18 protein-coding genes and 2 rRNA genes are annotated in these 23,741 nt (G+C 43.4%); 17 read left to right on the top strand and 3 right to left on the bottom strand.

Annotation, left to right across the window (positions count from 1 at the left end; all coding sequences use genetic code 11):
* From HMPREF9447_RS13675 to HMPREF9447_RS13720, 10 genes are all read left to right on the top strand, one after another.
* Window positions 1-2,517 (top strand): 23S ribosomal RNA (locus HMPREF9447_RS13675); the annotation flags it as partial.
* Window positions 2,518-2,608: 91 nt separating this feature from the next.
* Window positions 2,609-2,718, top strand: a 5S ribosomal RNA gene (gene rrf / locus HMPREF9447_RS13680).
* A 112-nt stretch (window positions 2,719-2,830) separates the two neighbouring features.
* Window positions 2,831-3,979 (top strand): sensor histidine kinase, encoded by a 1,149-nt coding sequence (locus HMPREF9447_RS13685; protein WP_044138236.1) that lies wholly within the window; start codon window positions 2,831-2,833, stop codon window positions 3,977-3,979.
* Between the two features lie 74 nt (window positions 3,980-4,053).
* The gene (locus HMPREF9447_RS13690) at window positions 4,054-4,641 is read left to right on the top strand and encodes a YceD family protein (protein WP_009130322.1); all 588 of its coding nucleotides are present in this window, start codon (window positions 4,054-4,056) and stop codon (window positions 4,639-4,641) included.
* Between the two features lie 13 nt (window positions 4,642-4,654).
* Window positions 4,655-4,840, top strand: coding sequence for a 50S ribosomal protein L32 (gene rpmF / locus HMPREF9447_RS13695; RefSeq protein WP_002562387.1), 186 nt, complete (start codon window positions 4,655-4,657; stop codon window positions 4,838-4,840).
* Window positions 4,841-4,951: 111 nt separating this feature from the next.
* Window positions 4,952-5,956, top strand: coding sequence for a beta-ketoacyl-ACP synthase III (locus HMPREF9447_RS13700; protein WP_009130323.1), 1,005 nt, complete (start codon window positions 4,952-4,954; stop codon window positions 5,954-5,956).
* Between the two features lie 82 nt (window positions 5,957-6,038).
* Window positions 6,039-6,920: a GTPase Era gene (gene era, locus HMPREF9447_RS13705; RefSeq protein ID WP_009130324.1), complete on the top strand. Its 882-nt coding sequence runs from the start codon at window positions 6,039-6,041 to the stop codon at window positions 6,918-6,920.
* Window positions 6,921-6,968: 48 nt separating this feature from the next.
* On the top strand, window positions 6,969-8,282 hold the full coding sequence (gene der, locus HMPREF9447_RS13710; RefSeq protein WP_009130325.1) for a ribosome biogenesis GTPase Der: 1,314 nt from the start codon (window positions 6,969-6,971) through the stop codon (window positions 8,280-8,282).
* A gap of 151 nt (window positions 8,283-8,433) precedes the next feature.
* Window positions 8,434-10,635: an ATP-binding protein gene (locus HMPREF9447_RS13715; protein ID WP_009130326.1), complete on the top strand. Its 2,202-nt coding sequence runs from the start codon at window positions 8,434-8,436 to the stop codon at window positions 10,633-10,635.
* 8 nt (window positions 10,636-10,643) lie between these two features.
* Window positions 10,644-11,297: a response regulator gene (locus HMPREF9447_RS13720; protein WP_009130327.1), complete on the top strand. Its 654-nt coding sequence runs from the start codon at window positions 10,644-10,646 to the stop codon at window positions 11,295-11,297.
* A gap of 233 nt (window positions 11,298-11,530) precedes the next feature.
* Here HMPREF9447_RS13720 and HMPREF9447_RS13725 read toward each other — a convergent pair whose 3' ends face one another.
* Entirely contained in the window at window positions 11,531-12,301 is a 771-nt protein-coding gene (locus HMPREF9447_RS13725; protein ID WP_009130328.1) for an ABC transporter ATP-binding protein, read from the bottom strand.
* Complete coding sequence (locus HMPREF9447_RS13730) at window positions 12,298-13,041, bottom strand: MlaE family ABC transporter permease (RefSeq protein ID WP_009130329.1); 744 nt, start codon at window positions 13,039-13,041, stop codon at window positions 12,298-12,300. Before HMPREF9447_RS13730 ends, HMPREF9447_RS13725 begins: the two co-directional genes overlap by 4 nt.
* A gap of 86 nt (window positions 13,042-13,127) precedes the next feature.
* Here HMPREF9447_RS13730 and lptB point away from each other — a divergent pair, with 86 nt between their 5' ends.
* Complete coding sequence (gene lptB / locus HMPREF9447_RS13735; RefSeq protein WP_044138237.1) at window positions 13,128-13,883, top strand: LPS export ABC transporter ATP-binding protein; 756 nt, start codon at window positions 13,128-13,130, stop codon at window positions 13,881-13,883.
* 117 nt (window positions 13,884-14,000) lie between these two features.
* Here lptB and HMPREF9447_RS13740 read toward each other — a convergent pair whose 3' ends face one another.
* Window positions 14,001-14,249: an RNA recognition motif domain-containing protein gene (locus HMPREF9447_RS13740; RefSeq protein WP_009130331.1), complete on the bottom strand. Its 249-nt coding sequence runs from the start codon at window positions 14,247-14,249 to the stop codon at window positions 14,001-14,003.
* 442 nt (window positions 14,250-14,691) lie between these two features.
* Here HMPREF9447_RS13740 and tig point away from each other — a divergent pair, with 442 nt between their 5' ends.
* The 6 genes from tig to HMPREF9447_RS13770 all read left to right on the top strand — a co-directional run bounded on the left by tig (window position 14,692) and on the right by HMPREF9447_RS13770 (window position 23,727).
* Complete coding sequence (gene tig / locus HMPREF9447_RS13745; RefSeq protein WP_009130332.1) at window positions 14,692-16,047, top strand: trigger factor; 1,356 nt, start codon at window positions 14,692-14,694, stop codon at window positions 16,045-16,047.
* A 138-nt stretch (window positions 16,048-16,185) separates the two neighbouring features.
* A complete protein-coding gene (gene clpP / locus HMPREF9447_RS13750) occupies window positions 16,186-16,848 on the top strand; it encodes an ATP-dependent Clp endopeptidase proteolytic subunit ClpP (RefSeq protein WP_009130333.1) in 663 nt (220 codons plus the stop codon).
* Window positions 16,849-16,850: 2 nt separating this feature from the next.
* The gene (gene clpX, locus HMPREF9447_RS13755; protein ID WP_009130334.1) at window positions 16,851-18,098 is read left to right on the top strand and encodes an ATP-dependent Clp protease ATP-binding subunit ClpX; all 1,248 of its coding nucleotides are present in this window, start codon (window positions 16,851-16,853) and stop codon (window positions 18,096-18,098) included.
* A gap of 169 nt (window positions 18,099-18,267) precedes the next feature.
* Complete coding sequence (gene recQ, locus HMPREF9447_RS13760) at window positions 18,268-20,451, top strand: DNA helicase RecQ (RefSeq protein ID WP_009130335.1); 2,184 nt, start codon at window positions 18,268-18,270, stop codon at window positions 20,449-20,451.
* Between the two features lie 105 nt (window positions 20,452-20,556).
* Entirely contained in the window at window positions 20,557-22,032 is a 1,476-nt protein-coding gene (gene guaB, locus HMPREF9447_RS13765; RefSeq protein ID WP_009130336.1) for an IMP dehydrogenase, read from the top strand.
* Between the two features lie 144 nt (window positions 22,033-22,176).
* Entirely contained in the window at window positions 22,177-23,727 is a 1,551-nt protein-coding gene (locus tag HMPREF9447_RS13770) for a peptidylprolyl isomerase (protein ID WP_044138187.1), read from the top strand.
* Window positions 23,728-23,741 lie beyond the last annotated feature (14 nt).

Here is a 23,741-nt window from a genome sequence, read left to right on the forward strand (position 1 = left end):
GTATACTAAGCTAATTTAACCCTAGTGGTATCCTGAGTAGCGCGGGACACGAGGAATCTTGCGTGAATCTGCCGGGACCATCCGGTAAGGCTAAATACTCCCGAGAGACCGATAGCGAACCAGTACTGTGAAGGAAAGGTGAAAAGTACTTCGAATAGAAGAGTGAAATAGTCCCTGAAACCATGCGCCTACAAGCGGTCGGAGCAGTTTAAACTGTGACGGCGTGCCTTTTGCATAATGAACCTACGAGTTACTTTTTCCGGCAAGGTTAAGGGTCTTGAGACCTGCAGCCGAAGCGAAAGCGAGTCTGAACAGGGCGGATAGTCGGAAGGAGTAGACGCGAAACCAAGTGATCTACCCTTGGCCAGGTTGAAGGACAGGTAACACTGTCTGGAGGACCGAACCGATAAGCGTTGAAAAGCTTCCGGATGAGCTGAGGGTGGGGGTGAAAGGCTAATCAAACTTGGAGATAGCTCGTACTCCCCGAAATGCATTTAGGTGCAGCCTTGATTTATACTAATATGAGGTAGAGCGACTGATAAGATGCGAGGGCTTCGCCGCCTATCAAGTCTTGACAAACTCCGAATGCGTATTAGTTCTATATCAGGAGTGAGGGCATGGGTGCTAAGGTCCATGTCCTAAAGGAGAACAATCCGGACCATCAGCTAAGGTCCCCAAATAATTGCTAAGTTGATCTAACGAAGTCAGATTGCTAAGACAGCTAGGATGTTGGCTTGGAAGCAGCCATTCATTTAAAGAGTGCGTAACAGCTCACTAGTCGAGGAGTTTGGCGTGGATAATAATCGGGCATAAGCAATTTACCGAAGCTATGGGATGTGTAAACATCGGTAGGGGAGCATTCCACTCTGCGTTGAAGGTAAAGCGTGAGCTTTGCTGGAGCGTGTGGAAAAGCAAATGTAGGTATAAGTAACGATAAAGGGGGTGAGAAACCCCCTCGCCGAAAGACTAAGGTTTCCTGATCAACGCTAATCGGATCAGGGTTAGTCGGGTCCTAAGGCTCAGCCGAACGGTGAGGCCGATGGCAGAACAGGTTAATATTCCTGTACTACCTTAAAGAGTGACGTGGAGACGGAGGCGTGATAGTGCCGCGGACTGACGGAATAGTCCGTTGAAGGGTGTAGATGTTGATCAGGCCAGGCAAATCCGCACCGAGAGTCGAACCTGATAGTATACAAAATCCTTACGAACAAGCCAATAGTGCATGTAAACATACTCCCAAGAAAATCCGCTAAACTTAATCTTTAAGGTACCCGTACCGTAAACGGACACACGTAGTCGGGTAGAATATACTAAGGCGCTTGAGTGATTCACGGTTAAGGAACTAGGCAAATTGACCCTGTAACTTCGGGATAAAGGGTCCCGTCAGCAATGACGGGCGCAGAGAATAGGTCCAGGCAACTGTTTAACAAAAACACAGGGCTGTGCAAAATTGAAAGATGAAGTATACAGCCTGACACCTGCCCGGTGCTGGAAGGTTAAGAGGAGATGTCATCGCAAGAGAAGCATTGAATTGAAGCCCCAGTAAACGGCGGCCGTAACTATAACGGTCCTAAGGTAGCGAAATTCCTTGTCGGGTAAGTTCCGACCTGCACGAATGGTGTAATGATCTGGACACTGTCTCAACCGTGAGCTCAGTGAAATTGTAGTATCGGTGAAGATGCCGATTACCCGCGATGGGACGAAAAGACCCCGTGAACCTTTACTATAGCTTAACATTGAATTTGGGTAATTGATGTGTAGGATAGGCCGGAGGCTTTGAAGCAGGTACGCCAGTATTTGTGGAGCCGCTGTTGAAATACGGCCCTTTGGTTATTTGAGTTCTAACTCGCACTGCGAGGACACTGTTTGGTGGGTAGTTTGACTGGGGTGGTCGCCTCCAAAAAAGTAACGGAGGCTTCTAAAGGTGCCCTCACGCCGATTGGTAACCGGCGGTAGAGTGTAATGGCATAAGGGCGCTTGACTGGGAGACTAACAAGTCGATCAGGTAGGAAACTAGAGCATAGTGATCCGGTGTTTCTGTATGGAAAGGACATCGCTCAAAGGATAAAAGGTACTCCGGGGATAACAGGCTGATCCCTCCCAAGAGCTCATATCGACGGAGGGGTTTGGCACCTCGATGTCGGCTCGTCACATCCTGGGGCTGGAGAAGGTCCCAAGGGTTGGGCTGTTCGCCCATTAAAGTGGCACGCGAGCTGGGTTCAGAACGTCGTGAGACAGTTCGGTCTCTATCTATCGTGGGCGTATGAAATTTGCGTGGCTCTGACACTAGTACGAGAGGACCGTGTTGGACTGACCTCTGGTTTACCAGTTGTGCCGCCAGGTGCATTGCTGGGTATCTAAGTCGGGATTGGATAAGTGCTGAAAGCATCTAAGTACGAAGCCAGCCACAAGATTAGATTTCTTAGGGTCGTTGAAGACGACAACGTTGATAGGATGCAGGTGTACAGGTGGTAACATCATAGCCGAGCATTACTAATTGCCCGTTCACTTTTAGTTCTTGCCTTGTATGGCGGATATATACGTTCAGCGGCTTAATCCGCAAAGATTAAGACTAATTCCTTTACTTTTTACATCATGTCTGACTTATTCAGGTGATTACAGCATTAGGGTTCCACCTCTTCCCATTCCGAACAGAGAAGTTAAGCCTAATCACGCCGATGGTACTGCGTAAAGTGGGAGAGTAGGTAGTCGCCGTTTTAGAGAGAAGCCTCCATATCAATTGATGTGGGGGCTTTTTTGTTTTTATAGGTATAATATTTCTTTGCTTTTCCCGTTTATATACAGTAAGTTTACACCTTATTCATATATAATGCATTTCATAAAACAAATCCGTCCGATAAAATTCTGGTTGGTACTGGCTGCCATAGTGATAGCTATTGCCTCCCTTTACGTTTCCCATTCTCTGATAAGCGACTTATCTGCCGAAGAACGGGTACGTATGGAAGTATGGGCGGAAGCAATGAAGAACTTGCAAACTGCTGATGGAAATACTGACCTGACGATGGTGCTGAAAGTACTGAATGCTAATCATACCATTCCGGTAATTGTAGCCGATCAGAGTGGAGATGTACAAACATACAGGAATATAGAATTATCCTCCTCCGATACAATAACCGTACTGAAAGAGAAGTTGAATCATTTCAACCGTGAAGGCCATTGTATTCGTATCAACCTGAATGGTGACGGTGATTATCTGAATGTATATTATGGTCCTTCCTTGATGCTTACCCGCTTGGCGGCCTATCCTTATGTACAATTGACGGTGGTGCTCATTTTTGTTTTAATTGCCATCTTTGCCTTATTGAGCTCCAAAAAGGCTGAACAAAATAAAGTATGGGTAGGACTTTCAAAAGAAACTGCCCATCAACTGGGGACACCTATTTCCTCACTCATGGCATGGACGGAATTATTAAGGACGCAATATCCGCAGGATAACCTGATTCCAGCTATGGCAGAAGATGTGGAACGTTTACAGATGATTGCCAATCGCTTTTCTAAAATAGGTTCTATACCAGAATTGGAGGATGCTGATCTGAAGGCTTTGTTGGAACGTGTGACGGATTACATTGCTCATCGTACTTCGGATAAAGTGAAGATCATAACCAATCTGCCTGATACACTTCCAACTCTGCGACTGAATGTTGCTTTGTTTGAATGGGTGATAGAGAATCTTTGCAAGAATGCCATTGACGCAATGAACGGAGTAGGGACACTGGTCATCTCAGTACAGGAAACGTCAAGATATTGGTATGTTGATGTGGCGGATACGGGAAAGGGTATTGACAAACGAAACTTTGAAACAGTATTTGCTCCCGGATATACTACTAAAAAAAGAGGATGGGGACTGGGCCTTTCATTGGCACGCCGGATTGTGGTGGAGTATCATTCGGGACGCATTTTTGTGAAGCAATCTGAGATCAATAAGGGGACGATATTCAGAATAGAGCTTAAAAAATGAATATTTCGTCGCTAATTTCTACATTATGAGGATAATTATTTGTATCTTTGTCGCCCGAATAAATAAAAGAAGCTTTGGGAAAGTTTGATAAATACAAAATTGATTTGAAAGGCATGCAGGCAGACTCTTGTAAGTATGAGTTTGTGCTGGATAACCTTTTCTTTGCTAACATTGATGGCCCGGAAGTACAAAAGGGCAAAGTAAATGTTACACTGGTTGTAAAGAAAACATCTCGTGCTTTCGAATTGAACTTCCAGACGGATGGTATGGTATGGGTACCGTGTGACCGTTGTCTGGACGATATGGAACAGCCGGTCAGTTCTACTGATAAGTTGATGGTGAAATTTGGCCATGAGTATGCTGAAGAAGGTGACAACCTCATTGTGATTCCTGAGGAAGAAGGGGAAATCAATGTGGCATGGTTCATGTATGAGTTTATTGCGTTGGCTATTCCGATGAAGCATGTGCATGCTCCTGGAAAGTGTAACAAGGCAGTGAGCAGTAAGTTGCACAAGCATCTACGGACGAAAGCGGACGAAGATGATGCAGAAGATGATATCTTCATAGAAGGTGAAGATGTACTGCCGGATGGTGGTGATGCAGAGGAAACGCAGATTGATCCGCGTTGGAATGAATTGAAGAAAATATTAGATAACAATTAAAGATTAAAAAAAAATGGCACATCCTAAGAGAAGACAGTCTAAAACAAGAACTGCAAAGAGAAGAACTCATGATAAGGCAGTAGCTCCTACATTGGCTATTTGCCCGAACTGTGGCGAATGGCATGTATATCACACTGTGTGTGGTGCTTGCGGATACTACAGAGGCAAGCTTGCTATTGAGAAAGAAGCTGCTGTTTAATTTGCAGCCTGATAAAGAATATACTTGAATGCCGGGTGTCTAAAAAGATTTGTAAGCACAAACCTTTTTAGACTACCGTTGTTTAGGTATTTATTAACTTAAGCAGGATTAATGGAAAAAATAAATGCAGTAATTACAGGAGTCGGTGGATATGTACCCGATTATATCTTGACGAATGATGAGATATCAAGGATGGTAGATACCAATGATGAATGGATTATGACCCGTATCGGAGTAAAGGAAAGACATATCCTGAACGAAGAGGGACTGGGTACTTCGTACATGGCTCGCAAAGCCGTCAAGCAGTTGATGCAGCGTACAGGTTCCAATCCTGATGATATCGATTTGATAGTTGTCGCTACCACTACTCCTGATTATCATTTCCCTTCAACAGCTTCCATCTTGTGTGACAAGCTCGGATTAAAACACGCTTTTGCTTTTGACTTGCAGGCCGCTTGTAGTGGTTTCTTGTATTTGTTGGAAACTGGAGCTAATTTTATCCGTTCGGGAAGATATAAGAAGATTATCTTAGTGGGTGCTGATAAAATGTCGTCTATGGTAGATTATACTGAGCGTGCCACTTGTCCGATTTTTGGTGATGGTGCAGCCGCAGTTATGATGGAACCCACTACGGAAGACCTTGGCGTTATGGACGCTATTCTGAGAACAGACGGTAAAGGATTGCCTTTCTTGCACATGAAAGCTGGTGGCTCTGTATGCCCTCCTTCTTATTTTACAGTGGATAACCATATGCACTTTCTTTATCAGGAAGGCCGTACGGTATTTAAATATGCTGTATCGAACATGTCGGATGCTTGTGCTGCCATTGCAGAAAGAAATCACTTGGATAAAGATAATATCGACTGGATCATTCCTCACCAGGCAAACTTGCGTATTATTGATGCAGTAGCCCATCGCCTGGAGGTTCCCCGTGAGAAAGTGATGGTTAACATCGAGCATTACGGTAATACGAGTGCCGGTACACTTCCGCTTTGTTTGTGGGATTTTGAGGATAAACTGAAAAAAGGCGATAACCTGATCTTTACGGCATTCGGTGCAGGATTTACCTGGGGAGCCGTTTACGTGAAGTGGGGGTATGACGGAAAAAAACAGTAACGAACGTTACGCTGACAGATAAGAAAAAAACGCATCCTATTTTCGATGCGTTTTTTTGTCTCAACTAAAATACAGGAATGTAATGCATAAAGCTGGTTTTGTAAACATCGTGGGAAATCCCAATGTAGGTAAATCTACGTTGATGAATGCCTTAGTGGGCGAACGGATTTCAATTGCTACTTTTAAGGCGCAGACGACCCGTCATCGTATTATGGGTATCTATAATACGGATGATATGCAAATTGTATTTTCGGATACTCCGGGGGTGCTGAAGCCACAGTATAAGTTGCAGGAGTCTATGCTGAATTTTTCTACTTCGGCACTGACGGATGCGGATGTTTTGCTATATGTGACAGATGTGGTTGAGACACCCGATAAGCATAATGAGTTTGTAGAGAAAGTGGCAGGCATGGAAATCCCTGTTCTGCTGCTTATTAACAAGATTGACTTGTCGAACCAGGAGAAACTGGTGGAGCTGGTGGAAGCGTGGAAGGCGCTGTTGCCTAACGCGGAGATCATTCCGATTTCTGCAACAACGAAGTTCAATGTGGACTACGTGATGAAGCGGGTGAAAGAATTGTTGCCTGACTCGCCGCCTTACTTTGGCAAGGATCAGTGGACGGACAAACCGGCACGTTTCTTTGTGAACGAGATTATCCGGGAGAAAATCTTGTTGTACTATGACAAGGAGGTACCCTACTCGGTAGAGGTAGTGGTGGAACAATTTAAGGAGGATGCGAAAAAAATACATATCAGCGCTGTAATTTATGTGGAGCGTGATTCGCAGAAAGGAATAATTATCGGCAAGCAGGGCAAGGCACTGAAGAAGGTGGCTACTGAGGCGCGCCGGGAATTAGAAAGGTTCTTTGGGAAAACTATTTTCCTGGAGACATTTGTGAAAGTGGATAAGGACTGGCGCAGTTCGGACAAGGAGTTGCGCAATTTCGGTTATCAACAGGATTAGAGTATTCATACGACTGTGACAGTCGCAAAAAAACAATGAGAGTGAACTATGGGAAATTTAGTTGCAATCGTAGGACGCCCCAATGTGGGAAAGTCTACTTTATTTAACCGCTTGACTAAAACACGTCAGGCGATTGTGAACGAGGAAGCAGGAACAACACGCGACCGCCAGTACGGCAAATCTGAATGGTTGGGGAAGGAGTTCTCCGTGGTAGATACCGGCGGATGGGTGGTGAACTCTGACGATATTTTTGAAGAAGAGATACGCAAGCAAGTATTGATGGCTGTGGAAGAAGCAGACGTGATTTTGTTTGTAGTGGATGTAATGAACGGGGTGACTGACCTTGATATGCAAGTGGCAACTATTCTGCGCCGCACTCAGAAGCCGGTGCTGCTGATTGCTAATAAGACTGATAACGGAGAGCTGCAATACAATGCTCCCGAATTTTATAAGCTGGGGTTGGGTGATCCTTATTGCATTTCGGCTATGACGGGTAGTGGAACCGGTGATATGATGGACTTGATTGTAGGTACATTTAAGAAAGACACTGATGAAATATTGGATGAGGATATTCCCCGCTTTGCAGTGGTGGGACGTCCGAATGCAGGTAAGTCTTCCATTGTGAATGCTTTTATCGGTGAGGACCGCAATATCGTGACGGAGATAGCTGGTACGACGCGTGATTCTATCTATACTCGCTACAATAAGTTTGGATTTGATTTCTATTTGGTAGACACTGCCGGTATCCGTAAGAAAAGTAAGGTAAATGAAGATTTGGAATATTATTCCGTAATCCGTTCCATCCGTTCCATTGAGAATGCGGATGTATGTATCCTTATGCTGGATGCTACGCGTGGTGTTGAGAGTCAGGATTTGAATATATTCTCCTTGATACAGAAGAATTCCAAAGGTTTGGTGGTGGTAGTGAATAAGTGGGACCTGGTGCAAGATAAAACTGTGAAAGTGATGAAAACTTTCGAGGATGCTATCCGTAATCGCTTTGCTCCGTTTGTTGATTTTCCTATTATTTTCGGTTCGGCCTTGACTAAACAACGTATCCTGAAAGTACTGGAAGAAGCTCGTGCAGTGTATGACAATCGTATGATGCGTATTCCTACTGCCCGCTTAAACGAAGAAATGCTTCCGTTAATTGAAGCATATCCACCGCCTGCGATCAAGGGTAAGTATATCAAGATTAAATATATCACGCAGTTGCCTAACACGCGGGTACCCTCTTTTGTGTATTTTGCTAACCTGCCGCAGTATGTGAAGGAACCGTATAAGCGTTTCCTGGAAAACAAGATGCGTGAAAAATGGAATCTGACAGGAACTCCGATAAATATTTATATTCGTCAGAAATAGAAATCCTGAATATAGAAAAATGAAATGAAGCCATCTGATTTGATAATAAATCAGGTGGTTTTTTTGCTTTTAGGTAAGGAAATGTAAATAATAAGTAGGTTTATATGGATATAATATTTATTTTTGTATGACAACAGAAAAAAAGGATTAGATGAAACGTCAGGGCTGGTTATTAGGATGCCTCTTGTTCTTTTCCATAGGTGTACTATGGGCAAAGGACGAGTCGGATTTGTGCATTCTGCAGCAACAAGCCGCTCAAGACAAAAGTTTGGATAGTTATATCAAAGTCTGTAAATATCTTTATCAGACAGAGGAAGACGCTGACTTGTTGCTCTTATATGCAGATTCTATTCATCAGTTGGCTACAGATAGTAAGGAGCCGGAACATCTTGTAGAATATTATATTTGGGCCAGTGAAGGGCACTGTATTAAAGGAGATTTCGAACGGGGATATGCCCTGAAACGGGTAGCTATTGCTTTAGCAGAAAAGTCGAGGCTGAAGTTTGAAATCGCTCATGCTTGCTGCGATATGGGATATTATTGCAATGCAGAGGCACGTTATGACTCTGCACGTCATTATTTCCGGAGGGGACTGAAAGCCGGCGAAGGTTTGGCGGGTGCGGAAGAGGTATGTCGCACGATGTTGACGAATTATGCCAGTTCGTTTCTCTTTGAAGGCCGTACGGATTCGGCTTTGGTTTATACAATTCGTGCCAGTGAGCGTTCTGCAGCCGATAAAGATACAGCTATGCTGATTGAAAACCTAAACCAACTAGGGGTTATTTATCGTCGGAAGAAAGATTTGGAGAACTGCATTTATAATTTTGAACAGGCACTCCATTTGTGCGAATTACGTGGTAATCATGATGCGATTGCTTTCATTTATGGGAATATAGCAACAGCTTATTGTGACTGGAACCGTCCGAAGGATGCTATCCCTCTTTCAAAGAAAGCTATGGAATATGCTTTGAAGACAGGCAATAAAAGAAGAGTCGGTGCGTGCTACGTTAACCTGGGTGCTATCCAGATTAGAGTGGCGGAAATGCGTGCAGAGGGGATTACTGCGCTGTTGAAAGCTATTTCTATTTTGGAGCAAGTAAACGACAGGCATCTGTTATGTGATGCGTATAATTATCTTGTGAATGCCTATCGGATGGATGGAAAGCTGAATCTGGCAATGGAATATTTGCAGAAGTTGGATAAATTGGCGCATGAATTGCAGACTGATGCGGAGCGTTTCCGATATTATCAGGCGAAAGCCGCTTTGTTGCAGGAGAACAAGAGCTATGCGGAGGCCATTGTATATTATCGCAGAGTCATTGATATGCTTCGTAGCGGTTATAAAGATGCACGTGATTATGAACATTATAAGCACTTGTCAGAATGTTATCTTTCCATGAATAATTCATCGTTGGCTTATGAATATTTGACGCAGGCTTATGCACTGCGCGACTCGGTTTTCCACACTGAACAGACTGAGCAGCTATCGGAATACTCCGTGAAGTATCAAACGAAAGAAAAGGAATTGGAAATTGTTACCTTGAAGCGGGAACAGTTGGAACAGGAAACATACATGTTGCGACACCGCATTATAGTAGGTTCGGTGATTTCATTATTGGGGATTTTATTATTAGGCTCACTCTACGCGCGCCAGCGGCAGAGGGCGAGGATTGCTATGCTGGCGAATGCAGCTAGTGAGAAAGAACGGGAGTTCCTTGAACTCCGGAAAGCAACTGAACTGCGCTTGACGAGAAAATATATTGATGGATTGGAGAGTGAGCGTGAACGCATGGCTACTGAATTGCATGATGATGTATGCAACAACCTGCTTGCGCTTGAAATGAATATCCGTACTATTTCCAGTGAAGAAAGTATGAAATTGGATGAGCAATTGGGCTTGTTAAGTAATACTCGGGACAGGCTGCGGACTCTTTCTCATGAACTGATGCCGCCTGTCTTCCAGTATGCCACACTTGAGGAGATGCTAGCAGACTATGTGCTGCATCTGTCTTTACCCGAGAATGTGCATGTGGAATATCATTCTACAGAAAATGTTGATTGGAGTATAGTGCCAAAATGCATTGGTTTCGAATGTTATCGCATTGTTCAGGAAGCGATGAGCAATGCTGTGAAATATGCCGGTTCGGCCTGTATACAGGTGGAGTTGGTATTGGACAATAATAACCTTTCCATACTTGTTGCAGATGATGGAAAAGGATTTGATGTAGGTAGAAAAAATAAAGGTATCGGCTTGCGGACCATCAGGCAGCGGGCGGAGACTATCGGTGCTAAAGTTGAACTGACTTCTGCTCCGGGTGAAGGAACCCGGCTGAAGATAGACGTACTAATCTAAGTCGTGTGATGGAAAAGAATGTAAAAGCTGAATTACTGGTGGTAGATGACCATAGTCTGATATTGGAAGGTATCTGTAGAGTTGTGAATAAGATGCCGGAAGCAATCGTGGCAGATGCAGTGACTTCCGGAAAACGGGCTGTGGAATTGATTGAAAAGCGCGATTATGATGTGCATATTCTGGATATCAGTATCCCGGATATGTCCGGCTTTGAGTTGATAGCCAAACTCCGTGAGTTGAATGATCAGGCGCGGATTATTGTTAATACGATGCATGAGGAGATATGGATGGTGAACCGACTGGTGCAATGTGGAGTTAATGCAGTCATTTTGAAAGCTTCGACTCCTACGGAATTGATGGCGGCTATTCGTAGTGTGCTGAAGGGAGAAACATATACTTGCTCCCGATTTGCTTCTATTTCTCAAAAATTGGGTTCAGTGTCGGCAGGTCTGCAGTTCAAGAATGCTCCGACACGACGCGAGCGTGATGTATTGGAAGCTGTATCCAAAGGCCTGAATACTCATGAGATTGCTGAATTATTAAGAATATCAGAAAATACTGTAGAAACATTTCGCAAGAGGCTTATTAGTAAGTTTGGTGCGAAAAACGCAATAGACATGGTAGTCAAGGCTGCTACTCAAGGATGGATAAAGTTGGATTGAGTTATGGATAATTCAATAAGTAACGGTTTTCCGTGATTTTTTATTAGCTTCTTTTGGTTATCTTTGCTCCCGTAATTGAAATTGTTCTTCTTGTTTTCTCATGAAGATATAGGACAATCAAAATATATCGTGAAGATATATATCAATTCTATTAACTGGTTTTATGAGGAAAAGAGCGTCCGGGATTTATTCCGGACGCTCTCTTGATATAGTGGTAGGCGAGATTAGACGCCCTATCCTTCAATGTTCTGTACTTCCAGTTCTTTTACTTTACGGAAGAGGTCGGATGCGAAGATGAAATCATTCAACTTCTTGTTGCTGGAGGTGAAGATATCGTCCTTGCTGCCTTCCCATTCCTTGTATCCATCGTAGATATAGATGATTTTCTCACCGATACCCATTACGGAGTTCATGTCGTGGGTATTGATGAGAGTTGTCATGTTGTACTCGAGGGTGATGTCATGTATCAGTTCATCAATGACGAGTGAAGTCTTGGGATCCAGTCCAGAGTTTGGTTCGTCACAAAACAAATACTGCGGGTTCAGGGCAATGGCACGGGCGATGGCGACGCGCTTTTGCATACCACCACTGATTTCACCCGGAAACTTGTCTTTCGCCTCACTTAGATTCACGCGGTCCAGGCAGAACATGGCACGGCGAGTACGGTCACGAAATGTGTCATTGCTGAACATGTTCAGCGGGAACATAACGTTGTCCAAAACGGTCATGGAGTCGAATAAAGCTGCGCTCTGGAAAATCATTCCCATCTCCCGGCGCAAGGCTTTCTTTTCTTTCTTGCCCATAGCAAGGAAATTACGGTTGTCGTATAGTAATTCGCCCCGTTCAGGCGTCAGCAAGCCCACAATACATTTCATTAATACCGTCTTTCCCGAACCACTTTGTCCGATGATGAGGTTAGTTTTTCCATTCTCGAAAGTGGCATTGATGTCTTTCAATACATCCCGGCCTTCAAATGATTTCCAAAGTCCTTTCAGTTCAATCATCCCATTAAGAGTTTAGTTAATATTAAGTCGGCAAACAAGATTAGTACGCTACTGCATACCACAGAGTCTGTAGAGGCCTTGCCCACCTCTATGGAGCCGCCCTCGACGGTATAGCCGAAGAAGGCCGATACACTGGCGATGATGAACGCAAAGAATAATGACTTGATGATGCCACACCAGATGAACCATTCCACGAACATGTATTGCAAGCCGTATTCCAGGTCTACAGCCGACATGATGCCGCCAAACCAACACGTGGCGAAAGCGCCGATGATACCGGCAAAGATACTGAAGGTCACCAGGAATGGAATCGTAGTAACCATAGCAAAAATTTTGGGAAGTATCAGATAATTAGCGGAATTGACACCCATGATTTCGAGTGCGTCAATCTGTTGCGTCACCCGCATGGTTCCCAGCTCAGAAGCAATGTTGGAACCTACTTTTCCCGCTAATATCAAACACATAATGGAGGAAGAGAATTCCAGCAACATGATTTCACGCGTTACATAACCCACCGTCCAGCGAGGCATGAATGGACTTTCGATGTTCAGTTTGATCTGTATGGTAATAACGGCGCCGATGAAGAACGATATCAGCAATACGATACCGATAGAGTTCACGCCGAGTTGCCCCATCTCATTGAGATATTGGCGGAAGAACATGCGCATACGCTCCGGACGGGCGAAAGTGCGCCCCATCAACATGATGTATCTTCCGACAGTTTTAAGTGCTTTTATCATGACTCTTAACTATTTTGTGTGCAAATATACCCCATTTTCTGCTGATAATTGCTACATTTGCGGCAAAATGTATGAGCTACAAAGATATGGAAGAAAGCAAAATGGTGCTTCGTACCGAAGACCTGGTGAAAAAATACGGTAAACGTACGGTGGTGAGCCACGTCTCCATAGATGTGAAGCAAGGAGAAATTGTAGGTTTGCTGGGACCGAACGGTGCCGGTAAGACGACTTCATTTTATATGACCGTAGGATTGATTACGCCGAATGAAGGGCGTATCTTTCTGGATGATCTGGATATAACGAAGTATCCGGTGTATAAACGTGCGCAGACAGGTATCGGCTATCTGGCACAGGAGGCATCTGTATTTCGCCAGATGAGTGTGGAAGATAACATTGCTTCCGTATTGGAAATGACAGATAAACCATTGGAATATCAGAAGGAGAAGTTAGAGAATCTGATTGCGGAATTTCGTTTACAGAAGGTGCGTAAGAATAAAGGTAATCAGCTTTCGGGAGGAGAACGCCGTCGTACGGAGATTGCCCGTTGCCTTGCCATCGACCCTAAATTCATCATGCTCGATGAACCTTTTGCCGGAGTTGACCCGATTGCAGTGGAAGATATTCAGCAAATCGTGTGGAAACTGAAAGATAAGAATATCGGTATTCTGATTACCGACCACAACGTGCAGGAGACGTTGAGTATTACCGATCGTGCTTATTTGTTGTTTGAGGGTAAAATCTTGTTCCAGGGAACACCGGAAGAACTGTCCGAGAATAAGATCGTGCGCGAGAAGTATTTGAGTAATAGCTTTGTGCTTCGTCGCAAAGATTTCATGAAATAATGATAAGTAGTTAGTGATAAGTGATTGACACAACCTGCTGTTCACTTATCACTAAAAACAATGACCGCCTGTCTCTTTTTCAAGAAACAGGCGGTCTTGTTTTTTCTCCTTATATAATTAGTACTTCGGAGGTCTTGCTTCTTTCACTACCATGTTACGGCCGAAGTATTCTGCACCGTCAAGTTCTTCAATCGCTTTGGCTGCGGCAGCTGCGTCTTCCATTTCTACGAATGCAATGCCTCTGAAACGGCCGGTTTCGCGATCCTTAATAAATTTGACTTCGGTTACAGTACCGTAATCTTCCATGACCTTTTGCAGGTCTGATTCCCTAACTTTGTAGTTAAGGTTTCCTACGTAAATGTTCATACTGAAAATGTAAAATAAATAAATGAATAAAACTCTCTTGGAACATAAACCATTCCGCAACAAAGAAACTGAATAATTTCGGAAAAACAATGTTCCGTTACTGCTTTTTTTGCTTTTTCTTTCGGATATACATATAAATACCTTATATGATAACTATTTGTCGGGTGTATCTTATATTAATAATGCTATTTGTTTTAAACGATAGTGTAACTAACATCCGGGTGTAGTGCTATCAACACCTCTTATTAGTACTACTAACATCCCCATGTTGCTAACCTTTTCTTTTAAAATGTAGCGACTATCGTTTAGTATAAGCAATCTCTCCATACTGTTATAAAGAAATAATTCAGCAATGTTTTTTTGATAATTGAAAGAATAACGCTAATTTTGCACCCTCGTTTGAGATTGGAATAAAGTATAAATCAAATAAATAATTGTCAGAATGAACGTTTCATTACAAAACATTGACAAAGTAAGCGCTCTGCTTACTGTAAAGCTTGAGAAAGCAGATTATCAGGAAAAAGTTGATAAATCATTGAAAAGCATTCGCCAGAAAGCTCAGATTCCGGGTTTCCGTAAGGGTATGGTACCAATGAGCCTGGTGAAGAAAATGTATGCAAAATCTGCTATCGCTGAAGAAGTGAACAAGGCTCTTTCGGAGGCTGTATATAAGTACATTCAAGATAATAAGGTGAATATTCTCGGCGAGCCGTTGCCAAACGAGGAGAAACAACAGGAGATTGATTTCGACACAATGGAAGAATTCGAATTCTTGTTTGATATTGCCTTGGCTCCGGAGTTTAAGGCTGAAGTAGACGCTAAAGATACAGTGGACTATTATACGATCGACGTTACAGAAGATATGGTAAGCAATCAGGTGAAAGCTTATACTCAACGTAACGGTAAGTACGAACAAGTAGACGTTTACGAAGATAATGACATGCTGAAAGGTTTGCTTGCTGAACTGGATGAGAACGGCAACACTAAAGAAGGTGGTATTCAGGTAGAAGGCGCTGTCATGATGCCGGCTTACATGAAGAATGACGAGCAAAAAGCTATCTTCGCAAATGCTAAAGTGAATGATGTACTTGTATTCAATCCTCACACGGCATGGGATGGTAATGCAGCTGAACTGGCTTCTCTGTTGAAGATTGATAACGAAGCTGCTGCTGAAATGAAGTCTAACTTCAGTTATCAGGTAGAAGAAGTCACTCGCTTCGTTGCAGGTGAACTGACTCAGGAAATCTTCGATCAGGTATGTGGCAAGGATGTTGTGAAGACGGAAGAAGAATTCCGCGCTAAAGTAAAAGAGGTTATCGCTAATCAATTTGTGGCTGATACCGATTATAAATTCTTGCTTGATGCTCGCAAGATGTTGATGGAAAAGGTAGGTAAACTGGAATTCCCGGATGCATTACTGAAGCGTATCATGCGCTTGAATAACCAGGACAAAGACGAGAAATTCGTTGAAGATAATTATGATAAGAGTATTGAAGAGTTGACTTGGCACCTGATTAAAGAACAACTGGTGAAGGCTAACGATATTAAAGTGGAACAGGAAGACGTGGTCAACATGGCTAAGGAAGCTACCCGTGCGCAATTTGCACAATACGGCATGATGAATGTTCCCGAAGAACTCCTGGAAAACTACTCAAAAGAAATGCTGAAGAAGAAAGAAAGCGTAGAAGGTCTCGTGAATCGCGTTGTTGAAGCAAAACTGGCTTCTGCTTTGAAGTCTCAGGTGAAGCTGAACAACAAAACAATTTCTGCTGAAGAATTCAACAAGATGTTTGAATAAGCTTTTTTATTCTGAAAACAGTTTAAAATCATTAAGAAACACAGAGTTTTATATTATATAACTCTGTGTTTTTTTGTGTCTCTGTGTTCTTTTTTGTTTCTTTGCATCTCAATTTACTAAACCTAAAATAAAAGTAATATGGATGATTTCAGAAAATACGCTACCAAGCATTTAGGTATGAATAGCTTGGTGCTGGATGATGTGATTAAATCACAAGCCGGGTATTTGAATCCTTATATCCTGGAAGAACGCCAGCTTAATGTAACCCAGTTGGATGTTTTTTCCCGTTTGATGATGGATCGTATCATCTTCCTCGGTACTCAGGTGGACGATTATACTGCCAATACTTTGCAGGCACAGTTACTTTATCTGGACTCTGTAGATCCGGGTAAGGATATCTCTATTTATATTAATTCACCCGGCGGTTCCGTATATGCCGGACTGGGTATTTACGATACGATGCAGTTTATCACGAGCGATGTAGCTACTATCTGTACCGGTATGGCGGCAAGTATGGCAGCTGTATTGCTAGTGGCAGGTGCCGAGGGCAAGCGTTCGGCCTTAACCCACTCCCGCGTCATGATTCATCAACCGATGGGAGGGGCGCAGGGACAGGCTTCGGATATTGAAATTACAGCGCGTGAAATTCAGAAACTGAAGAAGGAACTGTATACTATCATTGCTGACCACTCCCATACGCCTTTCGATAAAGTGTGGGCAGACTCTGATCGTGATTACTGGATGACTGCACAGGAAGCCAAAGATTACGGTATGGTAGATGAAGTGTTGATTAAAAAATAAATATGGCAGACTCAAAAAGAAACAAGAATAAGTGTAGCTTTTGCGGACGCTCCGAAGATGAAGTCGGATTTCTTATCACGGGAATGAACGGTTACATCTGCGATGGTTGTGCTACCCAGGCCTACGAGATAACTCAGGAGGCACTGGGTGGAGCAAAAAGGAATGGTAGTGCAACAAAGCTAAACTTGAAAGAACTTCCGAAACCTTTAGAAATTAAAGAATTCCTTGACCAATATGTCATTGGGCAGAACGATGCCAAACGCTTCCTTTCTGTTTCGGTGTACAACCACTACAAGCGTTTGTTGCAAAAGGATGGCGGTGATGATGTGGAAATTGAAAAATCAAACATCATTATGGTAGGTAGCACTGGAACAGGAAAGACGTTGCTGGCGCGCACCATTGCCAAGCTGCTTCACGTACCTTTTACTATTGTAGACGCTACGGTGCTTACCGAAGCGGGTTACGTAGGCGAGGACATTGAAAGTATTCTGACTCGTCTGCTTCAGGTGGCGGACTACAATGTGCCCGAAGCTGAACAAGGCATTGTGTTCATTGATGAAATTGATAAGATTGCCCGCAAGGGAGATAACCCTTCCATCACCCGTGATGTAAGTGGAGAAGGTGTGCAGCAAGGTTTGCTGAAATTGCTGGAAGGTTCTGTGGTGAATGTGCCACCTCAGGGTGGACGTAAGCATCCGGACCAAAAGATGATTCCGGTGAACACGAAGAATATCCTTTTCATCTGCGGTGGTGCATTCGATGGCATTGAGAAAAAAATAGCTCAGCGCCTGAATACCCATGTGGTAGGTTATAGTGCGGTGCGCAACACTGCGGTGATTGATAAAAGCAATATGATGCAGTATATCGCTCCGCAAGATTTGAAGTCATTCGGACTGATACCCGAAATTATCGGCCGTCTGCCGGTGCTGACTTATCTGAATCCGCTGGATCGCGATGCCCTGCGTGCCATCCTCACGGAACCCAAGAACTCCATAATCAAGCAGTACGTTAAACTGTTCGAAATGGACGGTGTGGAGCTGACGTTTGAGGATGCTGTCTTTGAATACATCGTAGATAAGGCTGTGGAATATAAGTTGGGTGCTCGTGGATTGCGCTCCATTGTGGAGACTATTATGATGGATGCTATGTTCGAAATCCCTTCAGAACACAAAGATAGCTTTGTTGTGAAGCTGGATTACGCAAAACATCAACTTGAAAAAGCAAACATTGCAAGACTGCAAACTGCTTAAAATCAGAAGGTAAAGATGCCTGGAACCGACTTTTTTGTTTTTTATTGAAAAATATTCATTGGATTATGCTTGAAAATTAAGAAGTTGTTTATAACTTTGTTAGAGTTCTTAATAAAAGAACAGCTAACCGAGATGTTAAACAATCACTCAAAAAACAACCTAATGAATCATGGCAGGGAAGAAGATTAATTTGACAGACCAGCTGAAGAAGTACTTCGGATTTGACACGTTTAAAGGAAATCAGGAAGCTATCATACAAAACCTGTTGGCAGGCAACGATACATTCGTGCTGATGCCTACGGGTGGAGGTAAGTCACTGTGCTACCAGTTACCGTCATTAATGATGGAAGGTACAGGCGTTGTGATTTCCCCTTTGATTGCCTTGATGAAGAATCAGGTCGATGCGATGCGCAACTTCAGTGAAGAAGATGGTATTGCCCATTTTATAAACTCTTCCCTTAATAAAGGTGCGATAGATCAAGTGAAGTCCGACATTCTCAGTGGAAAAACGAAGTTGCTATATGTAGCTCCCGAGTCACTAACGAAAGAGGAGAACGTGGAATTCCTGAAAACGGTGACGATTTCTTTCTACGCTGTAGATGAAGCACACTGTATTTCGGAGTGGGGACATGATTTCCGTCCGGAATACCGTCGTATCCGTCCTATCATCAATGAAATCGGAAAAGCTCCGGTGATAGCTTTAACGGCGACCGCTACACCCAAAGTGCAGCATGATATTCAGAAGAATCTGGGTATGGTGGATGCAGAGGTGTTCAAGTCATCGTTCAACCGCCCGAACCTCTATTATGAGGTACGTCCTAAGACCAATAATGTAGATAGAGATATCATTAAGTTCATCAAGAATAATCAGGAGAAGTCGGGTATTATTTACTGCCTGAGCCGGAAGAAGGTAGAAGAACTTGCTGAAATCCTACAGGCAAACGGCATCAATGCCCGCGCTTACCATGCAGGAATGGATTCTGCAACACGCACGCAAAATCAAGACGACTTCTTGATGGAGAAAATAGATGTGATTGTAGCAACCATTGCTTTCGGTATGGGTATTGATAAACCGGATGTGCGTTTTGTTATTCACTATGATATTCCGAAAAGTCTGGAAGGATATTATCAGGAAACAGGACGTGCCGGAAGAGACGGAGGCGAAGGACAGTGCATTACCTTTTATACTAATAAAGATCTGCAGAAACTGGAAAAGTTTATGCAAGGAAAACCTGTGGCTGAGCAGGAAATAGGCAAACAACTTCTGTTGGAAACTGCTGCTTATGCCGAATCTTCCGTATGCCGCCGAAAAACGCTATTGCATTACTTCGGCGAAGAGTATATGGAAGAGAACTGTGGAAATTGTGACAACTGTTTAAACCCGAAAAAACAAGTGGAGGCTCAAGAACTATTATGTACCGTGATAGAGGCTATTCTAGCGGTGAAAGAAAATTTTAAAGCGGATTATATCATTGACATTATACAAGGACGTGAAACTACCGAAGTGCAGGCGCACCTGCATGAAGACCTGGAAGCTTTCGGCTCTGGAATGGGAGAGGAAGACAAAACATGGAATGCTGTCATTCGTCAGGCGTTGATTGCGGGGTATCTGAGTAAAGATGTAGAGAATTACGGTTTGCTGAAAGTGACGGATGATGGTAAAAAATTCCTGAAACATCCTAAATCGTTCAAGATAACCGAAGATAATGATTTTGAGGAAGTGGAAGAAGAAGCACCGGCACGTGGAGGTGGCTCTTGTGCGGTCGACCCGGCTCTTTATTCCATGCTGAAGGATTTGCGTAAAAAGCTATCCAAGAAACTGGAAGTTCCTCCTTATGTTATTTTCCAAGACCCATCATTGGAAGCCATGGCTACCATTTATCCGGTGACACTAGACGAACTGCAGAATATTCCCGGTGTAGGTGCAGGTAAAGCGAAACGTTATGGTGAAGAGTTTTGCAAATTAATTAAGCGTCATTGCGAAGAGAATGAGATAGAACGTCCGGAAGATTTGCGTGTCCGCACGGTTGCCAATAAATCAAAATTGAAAGTTTCTATTATTCAATCTATTGACCGTAAGGTAGCGCTGGACGATATTGCCCTTTCCAAAGGTATTGAGTTCAGTGATTTGCTGGATGAAATTGAAGCAATTGTTTACTCTGGTACGAAGTTGAATATTGACTACTTCCTGGATGAGATTATGGACGAAGACCATATGTTGGATATCTACGACTACTACAAGGAATCCACTACGGATAATATAGACGATGCACTCGATGAACTGGGGGACGAATTCACAGAAGAAGAAGTACGTTTGGTTCGTATCAAGTTCATTTCTGAAATGGCGAACTAACCTCCGGCTGTTGGTTTAAAAAAAGAAAAAAATATTGCGTGCAGATGTATGGAATGGAATAAAAACCGTATATTTGCACGCAATAAATTTTAAACGCATAGCCCTATGTCTTTTATTGCTGATAAGATTGTAATGGATGGATTGACTTATGACGACGTTTTGTTGATCCCCGCTTACTCTGAAGTGCTCCCTAAAACTGTCGAACTCTCGACAAAGTTTTCTAAAAACATTGAGTTGAAAATTCCGTTTGTAACGGCCGCTATGGACACGGTAACCGAAGCGAAAATGGCAATTGCCATTGCACGTGAAGGTGGTATCGGTGTTATTCATAAGAATATGTCCATCGAAGAACAGGCACGTCAGGTTGCCATTGTGAAGCGTGCTGAGAATGGTATGATTTATGATCCTGTAACCATTAAGAGAGGTTCTACCGTGGGAGATGCATTGGCATTGATGGCAGAATACAGAATTGGTGGTATTCCGGTAGTAGATGATGAAAAGTATTTGGTCGGAATTGTTACTAACCGTGACCTTCGCTTCGTGAGAGATATGGATAAGCATATCGATGAAGTTATGACAAAAGAAAATATCATTACTACAAATCCGACCACTGACATGGAAGCTGTTTCCCAGATATTGCAGGAACACAGAATTGAAAAATTACCAGTTGTGGATAAGGAAGGTAAGTTAGTTGGTCTGATTACCTATAAGGATATCACGAAGGCCAAAGACAAACCGATGGCTTGCAAGGATTCCAAAGGTCGTTTGCGTGTAGCTGCCGGAGTAGGTGTTACGGCTGATACCCTCGACCGTATGCAGGCTTTGGTAGACGCAGGGGCAGATGCTATTGTGATTGATACCGCTCATGGACATTCTATATATGTAATAGAAAAGTTGAAAGAAGCTAAGAAACGTTTCCCGAATATTGATATTGTAGTAGGTAACATTGCTACCGGAGAAGCTGCCAAAGCATTGGTAGAAGCAGGTGCTGATGGAGTGAAGGTAGGTATCGGTCCGGGTTCAATCTGTACTACCCGTGTAGTGGCAGGTGTGGGCGTTCCCCAGTTGTCTGCTGTGTATGATGTGGCTAAGGCATTGAAGGGCACAGGTATTCCTTTAATTGCTGATGGTGGCTTACGTTACTCAGGTGATGTGGTGAAAGCTTTAGCTGCCGGAGGATATAGCGTAATGATCGGTTCGCTGGTTGCCGGAACGGAAGAGTCTCCGGGTGATACGATTATCTTCAATGGACGTAAATTCAAATCTTATCGCGGCATGGGTTCATTGGAAGCTATGGAGAATGGTTCGAAAGACCGTTATTTCCAGAGCGGAACCAACGATGTTAAGAAACTCGTACCGGAAGGTATTGCAGCACGTGTACCTTATAAAGGAACATTGTACGAAGTAATCTTCCAGTTAGTGGGTGGCTTGCGTGCCGGTATGGGATATTGCGGTGCAGGTAATATCGAACAGTTACACGATGCTAAGTTCACTCGCATCACAAATGCTGGTGTACTTGAGAGCCATCCGCACGATGTGGCGATTACAAGTGAGGCTCCGAATTACAGTCGTCCGGAATAAGATATTGGCTATTTTTATATATGGATACCTGGGAAGCTGCAAATACTTTCCGGGTATTTTTTGTTTTTGAAGATATATACCATCTGTTTTATATTGAAACAATATAAAAGATATTTCCCCGTTATTACATTGTTATTTTCTAAGATGATAGTTATGATAAGAAGTGGATTGACAATTATTCTCCTTTGTATCGGCTGGGCGGTTTCTGCACAGCAAGATCCTGTACTGATGCGTATTAACGGGAAAGATGTGCTCCGGTCCGAATTTGAATACATATACAATAAGAATAATGCTCTTGCTGGCGTGGAACAGAAGACGCTGAAAGAATATGTTGATCTGTTTGTGAACTTTAAACTGAAAGTTGCCGCTGCTGAGGCTGCGGGTATGGATACCACCCGTGCTTTTCGTGAAGAACTGGAAGGATACCGCCGGCAATTGGCAAAATCTTATCTGACAGATGGAGCGGTATCGGAATTTGCAGCCCGGCAGGTGTACGACAAGATGAAAGCCAATAATCGTGCGGGACAGGTACGGGTGAGTCATATTTTCAAGTATCTCCCTCAAACAACAACTAGTGGGGCACTCCGAGCTGTGGAAGCTCGTATGGACTCTATTTATACGGCATTACAAAAAGGACAGGCTGATTTTGACACCTGTGTACGTAGTTTTTCTGATGAAAAGAAATCCTTTTGGATAAGTTGGCTCCAGATGCCTACCGAATTTGAGGATGTTGTATTCGAGTTACAACCGGGAGAGGTGTCATGCCCTTTCTTTACGCCTCAAGGTGCTCATATTGTCAAAGTACTTGAACGAAAAGAAATTCTGCCTTTTGATGAGGTTAAAAGTGAAATAGTCCGTCGGCAGACACGTCGTCATGGGATGGATAAAGGGACAGAGGCATTGGTGGAGAAACTAAAAAAAGAATATAAATATACAATTGATAAGGTGGGAATGGATGAATTGCTCTCAAAGGACAGTACAGATAAAAAACTGTTTGTACTTGATGGGAAAGAGTATACTGGGAAAATGTTTGCTCCTTTTGCTGCTGCTCATCCTTGGGGAGTGCAACGCCAGTTGGATGGATTTGTCATGAAAACTGTGCTCGATTATGAATATAGTCGTCTGGAACAGAAATATCCGGAGTTTTGCATGCTTATGCAGGAGTATCGGGATGGCATGCTGCTGTTTGAAATCAGTAACCGGGAAATCTGGGAACGAGTACCTTCGGATGAAGCCGGACTGGCTGCATATTTTGCGGAGCATCGTTCGGATTATCATTGGAAGAAGCCCCGATATAAAGGAATTGTATTGCATACTACCACGAAACGAATCGGAAAACAAGTCCGCAAGTTCCTGAAATCTCTGCCGGAAGAAGAGTGGATGAATGCCATCCGGCTAACGTTCAATGCAAAGACCCTGCAAGTGCAGGCTGAACAAGGATTGTTTGCTTTCGGAGATAACGCCTATGTGGATAAGGAAATCTTCAAAAAAGGTGAAACTGAGCCTATGCCGTCATTTCCTTTTACCACTTTACTGGGGGAGAAAGTGAAGGGGCCGCAGTCATATAAGGAAGTGCGTGGATTGCTGGTGGGAGACTATCAGAACTATCTGGAAGAGCGTTGGATAGCGCAATTGCGTGCGGCCGCTAAGGTTGAAATAAACCAAGAGGTTTTAAAAACCGTTAATAATCACTGATGCAACCGATTAAT

This window comes from Bacteroides oleiciplenus YIT 12058 (genome assembly GCF_000315485.1).
GTDB lineage: Bacteria > Bacteroidota > Bacteroidia > Bacteroidales > Bacteroidaceae > Bacteroides > Bacteroides oleiciplenus.

Coding starts and splice junctions, on each gene's coding strand:
- recQ (WP_009130335.1), top strand. CDS start 18,268: ATGGCAGGGAAGAAGATTAATTTGACAGACCAGCTGAAGAAGTACTTC.
- clpP (WP_009130333.1), top strand. CDS start 16,186: ATGGATGATTTCAGAAAATACGCTACCAAGCATTTAGGTATGAATAGC.
- HMPREF9447_RS13730 (WP_009130329.1), bottom strand. CDS start 13,041: ATGATAAAAGCACTTAAAACTGTCGGAAGATACATCATGTTGATGGGG.
- lptB (WP_044138237.1), top strand. CDS start 13,128: ATGGAAGAAAGCAAAATGGTGCTTCGTACCGAAGACCTGGTGAAAAAA.
- HMPREF9447_RS13770 (WP_044138187.1), top strand. CDS start 22,177: ATGATAGTTATGATAAGAAGTGGATTGACAATTATTCTCCTTTGTATC.
- HMPREF9447_RS13715 (WP_009130326.1), top strand. CDS start 8,434: ATGAAACGTCAGGGCTGGTTATTAGGATGCCTCTTGTTCTTTTCCATA.
- era (WP_009130324.1), top strand. CDS start 6,039: ATGCATAAAGCTGGTTTTGTAAACATCGTGGGAAATCCCAATGTAGGT.
- HMPREF9447_RS13740 (WP_009130331.1), bottom strand. CDS start 14,249: ATGAACATTTACGTAGGAAACCTTAACTACAAAGTTAGGGAATCAGAC.
- HMPREF9447_RS13685 (WP_044138236.1), top strand. CDS start 2,831: ATGCATTTCATAAAACAAATCCGTCCGATAAAATTCTGGTTGGTACTG.
- der (WP_009130325.1), top strand. CDS start 6,969: ATGGGAAATTTAGTTGCAATCGTAGGACGCCCCAATGTGGGAAAGTCT.
- HMPREF9447_RS13725 (WP_009130328.1), bottom strand. CDS start 12,301: ATGATTGAACTGAAAGGACTTTGGAAATCATTTGAAGGCCGGGATGTA.
- rpmF (WP_002562387.1), top strand. CDS start 4,655: ATGGCACATCCTAAGAGAAGACAGTCTAAAACAAGAACTGCAAAGAGA.
- tig (WP_009130332.1), top strand. CDS start 14,692: ATGAACGTTTCATTACAAAACATTGACAAAGTAAGCGCTCTGCTTACT.
- HMPREF9447_RS13720 (WP_009130327.1), top strand. CDS start 10,644: ATGGAAAAGAATGTAAAAGCTGAATTACTGGTGGTAGATGACCATAGT.
- HMPREF9447_RS13700 (WP_009130323.1), top strand. CDS start 4,952: ATGGAAAAAATAAATGCAGTAATTACAGGAGTCGGTGGATATGTACCC.
- guaB (WP_009130336.1), top strand. CDS start 20,557: ATGTCTTTTATTGCTGATAAGATTGTAATGGATGGATTGACTTATGAC.
- clpX (WP_009130334.1), top strand. CDS start 16,851: ATGGCAGACTCAAAAAGAAACAAGAATAAGTGTAGCTTTTGCGGACGC.